The sequence below is a fragment of the uncultured Slackia sp. genome, from assembly GCF_959608125.1.
GTDB lineage: Bacteria > Actinomycetota > Coriobacteriia > Coriobacteriales > Eggerthellaceae > Slackia.
On the sequence record NZ_CAUHPG010000005.1, the window covers coordinates 58,451 to 72,470 of the forward strand.

A 14,020-nucleotide genomic window follows, 5' to 3' on the forward strand; every position below is an offset into this window, starting at 1 on the left:
CCCAACGCGACGCGTGTTTCTATCCCGAAGCCGAAACGTCCCGGCTATCGAACCATCTCATATAAGCGCGCGCACGCTCCCTGATCGCCCGCGCGCGCTCGGCATCGCCGACGCTTTCGCGCTCGCACGCGGCCGCAACCTCCTGAAGATCGCTACGCCCGTAGACGAACACGTCGTCTACGTCCACGCGGCCGCGTCCGTCGGGTTCGCCCGCAAGGTCGAACACCACGCTCAAGCGTCCCCGACGCACACGTCGAAGCCTCTTCGCAGCGGCAGCGTCGAACGCCTGCGCGCGCCAGAGGAGCGACACGTCGGCCTTCGCCATGGACTCCATCAGCCCGTCTTCTTCGCAGGCATCGAAGACCGATGCCCCGGCAGCGGAAAACGCCGCCTGGAAAACAGAAGCCTGCGGGCTCGAAGATTCCACCATGACGCTGCATTTCCCTAGGTCATCGAAGACGAATCGGGCAAGCTCGACCGCCATGTCGGCTTCGGCGCGCGATTGGGCGTCCTCGTCGCGGCGCAGGCCGAATGAAGAAGCCGCCTCGCTCGCCTCAAGAAAGAGCCGCTCGATCGCTTCGGCGGGCTTGCCGGAATCGCATGCGGATTCGCATATAAAGCGCGGCGCTGGAACATCCCTGCCCCGCGCGAACGAATCGGAGCCGCATGCGACATGCATCGCATGCATCGCGGCGTCGACTCCTTCCGCAGCGTAAAAGCAGCCCGCGATACGAGAAGGCGGAACGCCCAAATGGGACGAGAACAGATTGCCGAAAACCCCGAAGCTATCGAAGCCTTCGCGAAGCACCGCGTACGCCTCGTAGCGTTCGCCTTGGCCCGCGATGGCGGCCTCTTCGGCATCGGGAAGCGCCGCTATCGCGGCAAGAAGGTCCCCTCGACGCGCGCTTTCGACCGATGTGAGCACGTCATCGGGCGCATGAGCGGGATCGATTCCCGCAACGACGAGCTCCATCTCTAAACCGCCGCGACGAACATCAGCACAAGAGCTGCCGAGAAACCGCAGATGGAAAGGACCGACCGCGTCTTCGATCCGACCAAAGACGGCGCGAGGTAGGAAACACCGACGAACACGGCGTAGGCCGACCACACGACGATCGAAAGTCCGATGCGAGGACCCAGATACGAGAATGCGGCAGGACAGCCTGCGGCCACCATAACGCCGTGGCGGATCGCATATCTACCGAACCCGAGCAGCATCCCCAGCGTGAACAACGGAAGGCCGACAAGCCCCGCACGGCGGGCGACGGCATTGAGCGTGTCGAGCGCAGGCATGGTGAGATTGAACAACCGCGCACTGCGGTCCTTCATCAGGCGGCGCTGATAAAGCTGCATGGCGGATGCCGCGGCGCTGATGACGAAACACGCCATGGCCGCAAGGAAGGAAAGGATATGGAGAACGAGGGCGGGCCACTGTTCGTACGTGCTGTTCGTATAGAAAGCCGACCCGGAAAACAGCGAGCTCATCTGGGCGATCAACATGAGCAAGGCGACCGTCGAAGCGGCTACGACGAGATAGCCGTACGGCCTCTTGGCGAAAACCGCCACGAACAACGACGCCACGGACAGAACCCATGACGTGAGCATGAGCACGTTCGGGCCCACGAGAACGGTTCCCGACGTGCTGACCGACTCCATTCCGATCGAGGCGGAATGGAGCAGGAAAGCCGCAAGGAAGAAAAGACGGGAAGCGACGGAAAAGCGGTCGGCCTTACGGGCGGCGCGAAACGCACAGAGGCTGGCCGCGCAGCCGTAAAGCGTGATGCTCGCCGCGGCGGCTATGAATGCGATCATTGCTCTCCTTCGCTCTCCGTGCCGAGGATTCGGCGCGATTACAGAGTATCGGAGCACGAACGGCCGCGTAATAGCCCATTCGGATTAAATCGGCGTCGGGGAGTACGCTTCCTGCCGTACTCTAGGCGAATCATCGCGCCTTAAGCACCCCCGTCTCGAAGCCGTACGCGACAAGGGCTGCACGATTGTCGCAGCCCGTTTTCGCAATCATATTAGCAAGATGGACTTTCACCGTCTGTTCCGAAAGCGCAAGACGGGCCGCTATGCCCCTGTTCGAAAGGCCACGGGCGATATGGTATAGAATCTGCTGCTCGCGCACGGTCAGAGAACTCTCCTGGTCGATGGTCAGAATCACCTTTACCCCCTTGTTCTATACCGCACGAAGCGTGCGATGCGGGCAATTCTAGCGAGCATGCTCCCGTCGGTCTAGAGGAAGGCATCCTTGCCGGCGCCGTCGGACGCCGGTATACTCGCCGGAATGAATTCACCGAGGATGCCGTGCGCATCCGCTTCTAAGGAGCCCTGCATACATGAAGTTCTAGACGATGCACAGTTTTGTGCCCCATTCGCATCCGGCCGCTTTCGCGGCGCAGCCTTCGCGCATATCGGGCAGCATCGTCTTATACGTTCGTTTTCCCAACGGCTCCATCTCGCTTTTTCTCATAGCTTCGCCCCATGAGCGAAAGCGTTTTCGCCCCGAGAAAAACCACGCTTGCCCATGCGCGACCTTTCCGACAGGAGGCCGCCCTATGGCACGAACCATCCTCACGCTCTCCCATATCGCATACACCCACCCGCAATCCGCCGACCCCGTGCTGCACGACGTGTCCGCTACCTTCGCGCAAGGCTGGACCGCGCTTGTCGGCGACAACGGGTGCGGCAAGACCACGCTCGCCCGTATCGCCTGCGGTCTGGAAAAACCCGACGACGGCAACGTATCCGCACGCCTTTCCTTTGCGTATTGCGAACAAGACCCGCGCATGGAGCCCGCGCTGCTCTACGATTTCGCATGCGACTTCTCCCCCGAAGCGACACGCCTGCGAGCCGCTCTCGAAATTCCTGACGACGCCCCTTGGCGTTTCGAATCCCTAAGCGGCGGCGAGCAGAAAAAGCTCCAAATCGCCGTCGCGCTTTGGAGTGAGCCCGAACTGCTCGTCCTCGACGAGCCGACCAACCACGTCGACGCAGCATGCCGTGCATGCATCCTTGAGTCGCTGCGGGCATTTTCGGGCATCGGCATCGTCATTTCGCACGACCGCCTTTTGATCGATTCTTTGCCAAAACAGTGTCTCTGCTTTGAAAACGGCCGCTTCGTCATGAGGCCAGGAGACTATGGCAATGCTTCCGAACAGCGCAAACGAGAGCTGCTTTGCTCGCAGCGTGCCAACGTACAAGCGAAAAGAACCGCCGCGGCGCTACAGCACGAGTATATCCGCCGCGCAGAAGAAGCATCCAAGACAGCGAAACGACGCAGCGCCCGCATGCTCGACAAGCACGATTCCGACGGCCGGGCAAAACGCAAGCTGGCGATCTATACCGGCCAGGACGGAAAGGCCGGCGCGCTCGCAAGCGGCATGAATGCGCGGCTTGAGCGCGCCTGGGCCGACATCGCCCGCACGCGCACGGAAAAGCGCTATGACGGATCGATCGCCTTCGACATGCAGCCCCACCCCCGAAAGACCCTGATGCACGTTGAAGAAGCACCCATCGCATGCGGACCGCAGGGGTTGCTTCGTGTGCCCCGGCTCTACGTGGGCAATACCGACCATCTGGGAATCAGCGGAAACAACGGAAGCGGTAAAACGACGCTAGTAAGGCATCTACTCGATCACATGGACCCCGATATCCGCATCCTATTCATTCCCCAGGAATACACGCCCGATGAAGCGCGACGACTCGTGCAACGCGTGCGCGACGAATCCCCTGAAACGAAGGGTCGCATCCTTTCGATCGTCGCCCGCCTCAATTCCAATCCCGACCGCATCCTCGAAGGCGGCCGAACCAGCCCGGGAGAGCTGCGTAAGCTCGCCATCGCATGCGGCATCGCCGACGGCGCCGCCCTTATCATGGCGGACGAGCCGACCAACCACCTCGACATCCACTCCGTCGAGGCGCTCGAGCAAGCGCTAGCGGCATTTCCCGGCGCGCTCGTCGCCGTAAGCCACGACGAACGTTTCCTTGAAGCGGTCTGCACAAGGCGGCTGCACATCACGCGTGCAAACGGCCTTTCAACCTGCACGCTCTCCTGACGCGGAGCAGAGCGCGGCTGTCGTCGTAAAAATCGGCAACACGCGAACGAACGCAAAAGGACGGGCCGCGCAAGCCCGTCCTTCGATACGACGTGATTCCTCCATTCGAAAGCGCTACTCCACGCCCAACGCGTCAGCTAGTTCGAGCCATTCGTCCTCGAGCTCTTCTTTCGCCGCACGCAAAGCATCCAATTCCGCCTGAAGCTCGCCCAGACGCACGAAATCAGTGGGGTCGGCCGCATCCATCTCGGCCTGTTTGTCCTCTACCCTTTTCGCGGCGGTGCCCATCTTCTTGTTCAGGCTGGCCAGACGTTTTTTCATATCGCGCAGCTCGGCATTGCTCAGCATCGGAGAGGTACCGGCCGCCGGGGCCGCCGTCTGCGGCGCATCAGCCGCGCCGCCCTGGCCCGTCACATCGGCGAACGTGCGGCCCGAACCCGATGCGGCATCACGTTCGGCCAAAAGCTCGAGATATTCGTCCACGCCGCGCGGGCAATGGCGAACCTTGCCGTCGATGAGCGCGTATTGGTCGTCGGTCACGCGCTCCATCAAATAGCGGTCATGCGTCACCATGACAAGCGTTCCCGCCCAGGTGTCCAGCAAGTCTTCCAAAACGGCGAGCATATCGGTATCGAGGTCGTTTCCAGGCTCGTCGAGAATCAACACATTGGGCTCGTCGAGCAAGATCAGCAGCAGCTGGAGCCTGCGCTTCTGACCGCCTGACAAATCGCAGATTCGGGTGTAGAGATGCCTCGAAGAAAAGCCGAGACGCTCGAGCAGCTTGGCGGGCGTGGTCTCTTTCCCGTCGACCACGACGCGGGTGCGATAGCGCGACAGCACCTCGGTCACACGGTATTTGCTCATTTCCTCAAGTTCGTCCAAGCGCTGAGACAGCACGGCGAATTTCACCGTCTTGCCGATTTTCACGAATCCCGAGTCCGGCTTGATGGCGCCCTGCACGATTTTGAGGAGCGTAGTCTTGCCCGCGCCGTTCTCACCCAGGATGCCCACGCGGTCGCCGGGGCCCACGGTCCAGTCCACGTTGTCGAGCACCGTCTTGTCTCCGAAGCGCTCCGTCACGCGCGTCAGCGACACGCACTGCTTGCCCAAACGCTGCATGGCCATTGCACGAAGCTCGAGCGTGTTACGCACGGGAGGTTCACCCGCGATAAGCTCCTGGGCAAGCGCCATATGGAACTTCGGCTTCGTCGAACGCGCGCGGGCGCCGCGGGAAAGCCATGCGAGTTCCTTGCGCATGAGATTCTTGCGCTTCTGCTCGGTCACCTGCGCCACGCGATCACGCTCGACGCGCTGCAGAACGTATGCCGAATACCCGCCCTCGAACGGGTCGACCGCGCCGTCATGCACTTCCCACATGGCATTGGCGACCTCGTCGAGAAACCAACGGTCGTGAGTCACCGTGAGCAGCGCGCCCGTTCCCTTGGGCCAGCGCCTGTTCAAATACGATGCCAGCCAGGCGATGGCGTGCATGTCCAAATGGTTCGTCGGCTCGTCGAGCATCAGAACGTCCCAGTCGCCGATCAAAAGACGCGTCAGGTCGACGCGGCGGCGCTGGCCGCCCGAAAGCGTGCCCACCTGCGCCTGCCAATCGATGTCGGCGATCAGCGCCGCGATCACCTCGCGCACACGCGCGTCTCCCGCCCATACGTATTCGGGCGTGTCGCCCACCACGGCGCGCTCCACCGTAGCCTCGTCATCGAGCGAATCGCGCTGGGCGAGCATGCCGATGCGCAAACCGCGCGTGCGGCGCACCAGGCCGTCTTCGGGCTCCACCGTGCCCGCAAGCACGCCGAGCAGCGTCGATTTGCCGTCGCCGTTTTGCCCCACGATACCGATGCGGTCGCCCTCGTGCACGCCGAGCGTCACGTTGTCGAGAACCTTCTTCGTCGGATATTCAAGATGGACGCCTTCGCATCCGAACAGAAATGCCACGCGCTTCGCCGACCTTCCCTATCGCCTGTGTGTCCGCGCCATTCTATCAGGCGGCACGGGCAACGCCGCGCATGAAGCGCATCCTGCATGCGAAAACCGGCCACGCTTTGATTTCCAACCAAAACCGGCCGCGCGCCTAGCGCTTTTTCAACGACTCGGTCAGCGCATCAAGCGTGGAATCGCTGAAGCCTTCGCTGTAGGCGCTCGGAATAACCACGGTGCCTCCAGTGTTTTTCACGCTCTCGTACAGCAGATGCATCGTGCGCAGGCGCAGGGCAACTTCGTTTTCCTTATATTGGTCGGCCGCCTCCACGAGCATGGACGAGATGTCCTTTTCCACTTCGGCGAGCACCATGCGGGCGTTTTTCTCGCGCTCCGCCTGCGCTTCGGCGCTCATGACCTCCTGCAAGCTTTCGGGAATCACGATATCCCGAATCTCAACGGAAAGAACGGTGATGCCCCATTGACTCGTCTTGTCTTCAATGACTTCCTGAAGCTCCTCGTCGAGCTGGTTGCGGCGCACCGCCACCTCCGAAGCGCTGGCGCGGCCGATCGCGTCGCGCAGCGCCGTCTGGGCGGCAAGATTGACTGAGTTGTAGTAGTTCTCAACCTCGAGCGCCGCCTTTTCGGCATCCCACACCATCCAAAACAGCACCGCGTCCACGTTGATGGGAACAAGGTCGCTCGTCAGCGTGGCCTCGGCGCCGAAGCCGGTCACCATGACGCGCTGATCGGCGGAAAGCGCAATCTGGTCGATGAACGGGATCGTAAAATACAGCCCCGGGCCTTTGGTGCGGCTGAACTTGCCCAGGCGCAGCACGACCACCTTTTCCCACTGCATGGCGATGTGGATCGACATCACGGCAAGCACCGCCACGACCAACGCCGCCAGAAACACCCATACCACCGGCTCGCCCACAAGGGCCACGCCGATAAGCGACGTCGCACAGAACGCAACCACGAACACGAACGCCGAAAACGCCATAGCGCCGTTTTGCGACGTCCTACGGTCGCTGCGCGAATTGTATTTCTCGATAGGCGCCGCCCTGTGCTCACGTGCGAAAGGCGAACGAGGCCTCTTCTCTTCTTTCACGCCAACCCTCTCCTAGCGCAATCGCGTTTTCATTTCCTTTTTGATTTCGTGCGTGATGTCGATCATACGCAACTGGACCTCGTCAAGCGACATGCCCATGGAAAGGCAGCGCCTGATGGCATCCTCCAAAACGGTATCGACCGCCGAGGTCATTTCACCATGAAGGGCCTCGGGTGTTTCACGCACGAACACACCGCGTCCGCGAATCGATTTCACATAGCCCGAATGCTCCAGATCGACATAGGCCTTGCTGACCGTGTTGTAGTTGATAGAAAGATCGGCCGCCAGGCTTCGCACGCTCGGAAGCTGCTCGCCCGGGCGGTAATACCCGATTTTGATAAGGTATATGAGCCTGTTGCGCAACTGAAGCCATACGGGCAATCCGGAGGCTTCGTCGAGCCTGAATTCGGGCATGTGCGTCGTTCCCATCGGTAGCGTTTGTCGAAGAAGGTCTGTTTGATTGTAGCGAAAGACGCCGCAAGCTGCAGACAAGGCGGGCTGATTCATGCATGCTTTGCGTCACGCTCAGTGCAGGCCCGCCGAGACGATGCAGATTCTCAGGGCAAGCCCGCCGAAAATACACAGCGCGTCGATGAGCGGAAGCGCGCGCTCGATGCGGCGAGCACGCAAGACGCTCTCGCCGATGAGCGGAACCGCAAGGCCGCACAGCACGACGCCCGCAGCGAACCACGAAAGCAACGGGTCATGCAGCAAAAGCGCGAACGACGCCGGCGCCTCGCCGCGCCCGAAAGCGGCCGTTGCAAGAAAGGCGGCCAATGCGAACGCCTCGACGATAAGCACGAAAACGTGAATCGCATGCATGCGGCCGATGTCGCGGCCGTACAGCCAACCGTCGCGCATGAACGCCGAGACCAGCAGGCACGCCGATATTCCCATGGAAACCGCCGAGAGAACGAACAGGGCGGGCACGAGCCACGTGTCCCAAAACGCTACGGCATAAAGCCCCTGCAGGAAAAGCCCCGTATACGTCATGACGGCCACCGACAAAAACGCGCACAGCACCTCGGCGACGACCTTCGCCCGCGCGTCGAAGCGCGGCAGATACAGGCAGTTGACCGCCGAAAGAAACGACGCAACAGCCGCAAGCGCCGCCAAAACGAACGTGCCGAACGTCAGATACGTCTCGTTTGGCCTGAAGAAAAGCAAAACGAAGCGTTCGGGCCTTCCCAAATCGGCCAAAAGACACACCGCCCCGAGGCAGACCACGATCGCGCCCGCCACGAAACAGCGATTGCGAAACGTCCTGAAGGCGGCCGACTGGCGAAAGGTCCGGTTGGCGCGGGCATGGAAAACCAGGCTCCACAGAGAGGACACGAGCAGCATGCCCGCTCCGCATCCTCCCAAAAACAGATACATGATGATCAGCGGCCCGAACACATCGCCCTCCTCTCTTGGCCCAAGGCGCGTACGACCCAATCCGGCACGACGACGCCGCACGCAGCCGCATGCTACGGGCGATTATACGAAAACGAGCCGTTTTCTTCGTTGAACGCGATGCCGAAGCGCGCGGCGCACGACCGCTCGAGCCCGAACACCAGCTCCCCGACCCCGCGGTAGTAATCGGTTTTCGCGTGCTGCCTCACCAAGAAACGCCAGGCCGAAACCCAGGGAAGTATATGCTGCACAAGGAAATCCTCGAAGGCTTTGAGGGCCTTGCGCGAAGCCTCTTCGTCCCCCGATTCCCCCAAACGCAGCGATTCGCGCACAAGATGGGCGCAAAACGCCAGCATGATGCCCAGGGCATCGTCGGGCTCGCTCGCCTTGCGGTCGCTTTCCAGGCCCCATGCCCGATAGGCGGCGCGCGCGGAAAGCGTGCTTTGGCCGAACATAATCGAGTTCGGCTCCGTGTAATACGACTCGTTGATGGACGCCTCGGGAGCGCCCAGGCCGATGAACAGACGAAGCCACTCACGCTGCAGCGAGCCGACCGCCTCGTCGATGTCGCCCGCAGCACTCGCACACCATCGGCGCATCAGCGCCAATCCGTCCGCGACCGCCTCGTCGTCCTGCCCGAAAGGCGCGGCGGCGAACAGATCGTCGTCGATGCACGATTCGATCCAGGCCCGGTCGGGCTCCACCTGAACCAAACGTGCGGCGAAATCGAAAGCAACGCCTGCCGAGGCAAGCTCTTCGGTGGAAAAGCGCGCCATTTGTCCCCCTCTCCGTGCTCGGCATCTCGAAACAAGGCGGTTTCGAGAGAGCACCACGTAATACGCCGCAGGGCGGAATCATCCGCCCTGCGTCTTTCATTCTATCGCGCCGAACCGACGCGCGCGATGTGCGTCGGAAAGCTAGAGCTCTTCCGCAAGATTGACTGTAGAACCCGTTCCCGCGCCCGTTTTCTGAGCGGCGGGATGAGGCTTGATGATGAGGTTGGCGCCAGTGGTGTTTTCCGGCAACGGCTCGATTTCGACATCCCCTTCGCCGTATTTGGCAATGAGCTCGTCTTTGTCGCCCCAGTCAAGCGCACGCATCGGGCAAGAAGCAACACAGAACGGAACATGCCCCGACGACACTTCGTCAAGACACATATCGCATTTCGATACGACACCCGTTTCCTCGATAAACGTAGGAGCCTCATAGGGGCATGCCGTGATGCACGCCTTGCATCCAATGCAAGCTTCCTGGTCTATCGAGACGATTCCGGTGTCTTCGTCCTTCGAAATAGCGCCCGTCGCACAATTTGCCATGCAGGCAGGCATGTCGCAATGATTGCACGACAAGGAAATCTTGTAGCCGAAAGCACCTTCGGGGACATAGCAGCCCGATGCATCGACGGACCAGGAGCCGCCCTGGTACTCCAGCACACGACGCCAAAGATTATCCGTCGGGAGCTTATGGTTCTCTTTGCAAACCACCTGACACGTCTTGCATCCCGTGCATTTGGAAGAATCGAAATAAAATGCATACTGAGTCATAGGAGGCCTCCTCTATCCCTCGATGCCAACGGGCGTAACAACGGGACGGTTCTTGTCGGGCAAAAGCTCCAAGGGGCCGTCGTACTTTTCGACCTGCAAAATCGTTCCCGTCCACGCCTGGCAACCACCGCCGGATGACTTCGGGGCCTGAAGGACGTTCGGGCATCCGCCCAAATCGATTCCCGTCTCTTCGTCAATCTGGAACCAGGCACCATCCTGCATGGCAACAGCACCAGGAACGATATTCGGAACAACCTTGGCAGGGCGCAAAACTTTTCCATGGGGGCTTGTCATCAAAACGATGTCTCCGTTCTTGATGCCGCGCGCCTCGGCGTCAACCGTGCTCATGAAGCATTCCTGCGGGAAAGCTTCGCGCAAGCTGACAACGTTGTCATTGACCGAATGCGCGCGCCTCAAAGAATGCGGCGTCCAAAGCAAGAGCGGGTATTCATCAGTACGTGCCCCAACGCCCTGCTCGGGGTCTCCCACCTGATAGATGCCAATAGGAGCAATGGTGGAGTAACCGACGGAATTGATCATCGCCGCAAGCGTTTCGCAATAAATCTCAAACTTGCCCGAAGCCGTGGCCAAAGGCGCGCCTGCAGGGTCGGCGATGAAAGCCGCATAAGGCTCGGGAATAACCATCTCTTCCGAAAGCTCGGCCTTCAGGATGCCTTGCTCACGGAATTCCTGGAATGTGAATTTCCCTTCCTGAGGAGAGCCCTCCACACCGGGGAAATATGTATCGATTTCTTCCTGCGTAATCGTAAGCAGCGGCGAAGGCTGGAAGGTGGTACCGTCCATATACACCGCATCGCGCACGGTTGCGTATGTCCTCTCGGAATCAGTAAGCGAATTAACCACCTTGGGATCGACCCCGAGGCGCTTCGCCAGTTCTTCCGCAATCCAGCTTTCAGGCTTGGATTCGTAAAGAGGATTCATGATTTGATCGAACCACAAAGCCGAGGAGGCATCGCCGGCAAACGCCTTGTTCGGTTTCTCCCAGAATGTGCAGCAGGGCAGCAATACGTCGCAATACTGTCGCGTGGAATCGAAGAACGGGTTGCATCCCCACACGAAGTCCATGCCGCGCACCACCTCGATGCCCGTCATGGTATCCGGAATCTGGTTCAGCGTGCTCATATGTCCGCCAAAGTAAGCGGCATGAATGTCGATCTTGCGCTTCCCCGTGGGCCAGCAGTCACGACCGTATTCGCCTGCCTTGATGGAGCGCCACGTCTCGGAAGGCTCAAGATTCAGCCAACCTTCAGGATCTTCCATGGTCGCAAACACAGGAATGGGGTAATACATGTATACAGGAGCCCCTGCAGGCTGAAGAGGATTGACGGGATCCGCATCAACAGGGCAATACGAACCGGGATTGACACTGCTGCTCATGAAGTCCTTCATGCCAGACCAGCCGAAATAATGCCCGGGCATACCAATTCCTCCATGCATAAGCGCCATGGTATAGAAACTTTGAACGAATTGTTCGCCCGCAGGAATCTTCGAAGTAGACTGGGAGGAGAAGAAATCGACCTTGTCAACCGAGGCGATTTCGGTCGCAAGCTCACGAATCTTCGCAGCGGGAACGCCGCAAATCTTCTCGGCCCATTCGGGCGTTTTCGGAACCATATCGTATCCCGTGCCCATGACATAGTCTTTCCAGGATGCGTTGGCGGGAGCCCCTTCGGGCATGTGGTCCCCGTCAAAACCCACGCAATACGTATCAAGGAATTCCTGGTCATAGGTTCCAGCAGCAATCCATTCATGGCAAATGGCAATAACGAGAGCCGTGTCGGTGCCGGGAATAATGGGAATCCATTCATCGGCAACCACCTGGGCAGTCTGATTCAACCATGGGTCTATGACAATGACCTTCGCACCGCGTTCGCGACACTGCTGCAAATACCACGTATGATTGCCAGCCTTGTTGGCCGCCCAATTGCAGCCAAACATGACATGCAAATCACTCGAAAGCATCTGAATATGGTGCGGGGTATTCGTCATGGCGAAACCGCCGAGCATGTGGGTGTCCGCCACGGACCAAGAACCGAACGAGACAGTTCCCGCCTCAGCATGAACCGAACCGCCAAGAGCGTTCAAGAGGCAGACATTCTGGTCGTAATAACCGTCTCCGATATTGGACGAGGCCCCGCAAAGAATGCCCTTCGGGCCGTATTGATCGAGCATGCGCTTGATGCCATCGGCAACCAGATCAAGCGCTTCGTCCCATTCCATACGTTCCCATTCGTCCTTGCCTCGCAAGTCTCCATGAGGATCGTCAAGGCTGAAGTTCTTGCGCTTCATGGGATATTTAATACGCGCAGGAGAAAGCACCTCGCTCATCTTGGCGCGACCACGAAGGCACGAACGACGCTGAGGCATCGCATACGAATCGATCTCGGACTCATCGCTCCTCGTTTTCAGGGGAACTCCGTCTTCAACATAGACTTTATTAAGACAACGAGACGAACCGCAGCTGCAGTTGTTGTAGCAGGGAGCATTGAGCCATGCGCCCGACTCAGCAGCACCCGCACCCGTCTCTTCCTGAGCTTCATTCTTTGGAGCGCAGGCACTCAACCCGACAAGCGATGCGGTTCCCGCCGTCGCCGCTCCCCACTTCACGAAATTTCGCCGAGTCAACATGGCGTCCATAGTTTCCCCTTCCCCCTATCCAAGCGGTTCGAATCAAAGCAAATTCATTCGAACCATCGATAAAACTGTCCTATCTGCCTTAGTTAGATAGGACAGTTTTATAATGGATATTCTATCCATGTTTTCTCCATAAAGCAATTTCATTTGCGTAAATTAAGGCTAATGGCAGTAGCTCTATTTCTCCAATCTGTACTATGATAGTATGACAGTTAATTGAATGGATATATCGATACAGCCTATGCAATCCCGCGCATACGGCGCTTCATGCTCGACAGAAACGCCGTGCGTCACGCGGCCTAGCAGAACAAAGCAGCCCCTCCCGGAAAACGCAGCTTTCACGAGTTGCGTTTTCTTTTCTGCGACATACCAGCCGTTTCGTCACCGAATCGGCATCGTTGCGTCATCCCGGCGCAAGGTGCATCGTGCATACTGAGACCAACAAGCCGGCGCGGGAAGGAGGAGCCATGCGACGCCCCGCGTACACCAACGACATCTCGAAGAAAAACGGATTCGGCCGAACGTTGCGCAATCTCGTGAAATGGCTCCTCGTCCTACTGCTTGCATTCCTCGTGGGGACCTGCGCGTATTTCGGCATACGGGGCTATATGCTCTATAAACAGGCCTCCGAACGCGAGAGCGTCGCGCAGATGGCCGAGAGCATTCGCGCAAACAGCGCTTACATCGACCTCGAACGGCTTCCGCAAGTCTACCTCGATGCCGTCGTATCGGTCGAGGACCACCGTTTTTACCAGCATCCCGGATTCAACGTCTTCGCCACTGCCCGTGCTTTGCTCAACGACATACGTGCAGGCTCGATCGTCGAAGGCGGCTCGACAATCACCCAGCAGCTCGCCAAAAACGAATTCTTCACGCAAGAGCAAGTCATCGAACGCAAAGTAGCCGAGGTGTTCATGGCCTTCGATATCGAACGACAGCTCGACAAGGAAACGATCCTGGAACTCTACGTCAATTCGATCTATTTCGGCAACGGATATTACGGCATAGCGAGCGCCTGCGCGGGATACCTCGGCAAGGCCCCGGCCGATATGACCGCATGGGAAAGCGTGCTTTTGGCCGGCGTGCCCAACGCGCCGAGCGCCTACGCGCCCACGCAGAACTTCGACCTGGCCTGCCAGCGGCAGCACCAGGTTCTCGCGCGCATGGTGAAATACGGAACCCTCACGCAAAACGAAGCCGACGCGATCGCAGGGCAGACGCCCGCATCCCTTCTCCGATAGAATTGGAAAATGCCCAGGAACAGGCCGTATGAAGAGAATCGAGATGCAGATTCAAACGATTCGGTGCCAGCCTGTCGC

Annotated in this window: 13 protein-coding genes; 2 read left to right on the forward strand and 11 right to left on the reverse strand. The window is 59.4% G+C overall.

What is annotated here, in order from left to right; translation table 11 throughout:
• Positions 1–19: 19 nt before the first annotated feature.
• The 4 genes from Q6E04_RS02780 to Q6E04_RS02795 form a co-directional block, all read right to left on the reverse strand.
• Positions 20–973, reverse strand: a complete 954-nt coding sequence (locus Q6E04_RS02780) for a hypothetical protein (protein ID WP_123197148.1) — start codon at positions 971–973, stop codon at positions 20–22.
• 2 nt (positions 974–975) lie between these two features.
• Positions 976–1,812: a cytochrome c biogenesis protein CcsA gene (gene ccsA / locus Q6E04_RS02785; protein ID WP_303249283.1), complete on the reverse strand. Its 837-nt coding sequence runs from the start codon at positions 1,810–1,812 to the stop codon at positions 976–978.
• A 130-nt stretch (positions 1,813–1,942) separates the two neighbouring features.
• Positions 1,943–2,167 carry a response regulator transcription factor gene (locus Q6E04_RS02790; RefSeq protein ID WP_303249284.1) on the reverse strand — a complete coding sequence of 75 codons (225 nt, stop codon included), beginning with the start codon at positions 2,165–2,167 and terminating at the stop codon, positions 1,943–1,945.
• A gap of 183 nt (positions 2,168–2,350) precedes the next feature.
• Positions 2,351–2,476, reverse strand: a complete 126-nt coding sequence (locus Q6E04_RS02795; protein WP_303249285.1) for a hypothetical protein — start codon at positions 2,474–2,476, stop codon at positions 2,351–2,353.
• Positions 2,477–2,561: 85 nt separating this feature from the next.
• On the opposite strand from Q6E04_RS02795, the gene Q6E04_RS02800 reads away from it, so the two are divergent.
• On the forward strand, positions 2,562–4,061 hold the full coding sequence (locus Q6E04_RS02800; protein WP_303249286.1) for an ATP-binding cassette domain-containing protein: 1,500 nt from the start codon (positions 2,562–2,564) through the stop codon (positions 4,059–4,061).
• A 114-nt stretch (positions 4,062–4,175) separates the two neighbouring features.
• On the opposite strand, the gene Q6E04_RS02805 is transcribed toward Q6E04_RS02800, so the two are convergent.
• The 7 genes from Q6E04_RS02805 to Q6E04_RS02835 all read right to left on the reverse strand — a co-directional run bounded on the left by Q6E04_RS02805 (position 4,176) and on the right by Q6E04_RS02835 (position 12,704).
• Positions 4,176–6,014, reverse strand: coding sequence for an ABC-F family ATP-binding cassette domain-containing protein (locus Q6E04_RS02805; RefSeq protein WP_303249287.1), 1,839 nt, complete (start codon positions 6,012–6,014; stop codon positions 4,176–4,178).
• Between the two features lie 136 nt (positions 6,015–6,150).
• Positions 6,151–6,999: a slipin family protein gene (locus tag Q6E04_RS02810; RefSeq protein ID WP_368656398.1), complete on the reverse strand. Its 849-nt coding sequence runs from the start codon at positions 6,997–6,999 to the stop codon at positions 6,151–6,153.
• A gap of 120 nt (positions 7,000–7,119) precedes the next feature.
• Positions 7,120–7,521 carry a GntR family transcriptional regulator gene (locus Q6E04_RS02815; RefSeq protein ID WP_303249289.1) on the reverse strand — a complete coding sequence of 134 codons (402 nt, stop codon included), beginning with the start codon at positions 7,519–7,521 and terminating at the stop codon, positions 7,120–7,122.
• Between the two features lie 111 nt (positions 7,522–7,632).
• Positions 7,633–8,505 carry an NrfD/PsrC family molybdoenzyme membrane anchor subunit gene (gene nrfD / locus Q6E04_RS02820; protein ID WP_303249290.1) on the reverse strand — a complete coding sequence of 291 codons (873 nt, stop codon included), beginning with the start codon at positions 8,503–8,505 and terminating at the stop codon, positions 7,633–7,635.
• A 71-nt stretch (positions 8,506–8,576) separates the two neighbouring features.
• Positions 8,577–9,278, reverse strand: coding sequence for a molecular chaperone (locus tag Q6E04_RS02825; RefSeq protein ID WP_303249291.1), 702 nt, complete (start codon positions 9,276–9,278; stop codon positions 8,577–8,579).
• Between the two features lie 141 nt (positions 9,279–9,419).
• Entirely contained in the window at positions 9,420–10,046 is a 627-nt protein-coding gene (locus tag Q6E04_RS02830) for a DMSO/selenate family reductase complex B subunit (RefSeq protein WP_303249292.1), read from the reverse strand.
• Between the two features lie 12 nt (positions 10,047–10,058).
• Entirely contained in the window at positions 10,059–12,704 is a 2,646-nt protein-coding gene (locus tag Q6E04_RS02835; RefSeq protein ID WP_303249293.1) for a molybdopterin-dependent oxidoreductase, read from the reverse strand.
• Between the two features lie 464 nt (positions 12,705–13,168).
• Here Q6E04_RS02835 and Q6E04_RS02840 point away from each other — a divergent pair, with 464 nt between their 5' ends.
• On the forward strand, positions 13,169–13,942 hold the full coding sequence (locus tag Q6E04_RS02840) for a biosynthetic peptidoglycan transglycosylase (RefSeq protein WP_303249294.1): 774 nt from the start codon (positions 13,169–13,171) through the stop codon (positions 13,940–13,942).
• The last annotated feature ends 78 nt before the right edge of the window (positions 13,943–14,020 follow it).

Coding starts and splice junctions, on each gene's coding strand:
- Q6E04_RS02780 (WP_123197148.1), bottom strand. CDS start 973: ATGGAGCTCGTCGTTGCGGGAATCGATCCCGCTCATGCGCCCGATGAC.
- ccsA (WP_303249283.1), bottom strand. CDS start 1,812: ATGATCGCATTCATAGCCGCCGCGGCGAGCATCACGCTTTACGGCTGC.
- Q6E04_RS02795 (WP_303249285.1), bottom strand. CDS start 2,476: ATGAGAAAAAGCGAGATGGAGCCGTTGGGAAAACGAACGTATAAGACG.
- Q6E04_RS02800 (WP_303249286.1), top strand. CDS start 2,562: ATGGCACGAACCATCCTCACGCTCTCCCATATCGCATACACCCACCCG.
- Q6E04_RS02810 (WP_368656398.1), bottom strand. CDS start 6,999: ATGGCGTTTTCGGCGTTCGTGTTCGTGGTTGCGTTCTGTGCGACGTCG.
- Q6E04_RS02815 (WP_303249289.1), bottom strand. CDS start 7,521: ATGCCCGAATTCAGGCTCGACGAAGCCTCCGGATTGCCCGTATGGCTT.
- Q6E04_RS02825 (WP_303249291.1), bottom strand. CDS start 9,278: ATGGCGCGCTTTTCCACCGAAGAGCTTGCCTCGGCAGGCGTTGCTTTC.
- Q6E04_RS02830 (WP_303249292.1), bottom strand. CDS start 10,046: ATGACTCAGTATGCATTTTATTTCGATTCTTCCAAATGCACGGGATGC.
- Q6E04_RS02835 (WP_303249293.1), bottom strand. CDS start 12,704: ATGGACGCCATGTTGACTCGGCGAAATTTCGTGAAGTGGGGAGCGGCG.
- Q6E04_RS02840 (WP_303249294.1), top strand. CDS start 13,169: ATGCGACGCCCCGCGTACACCAACGACATCTCGAAGAAAAACGGATTC.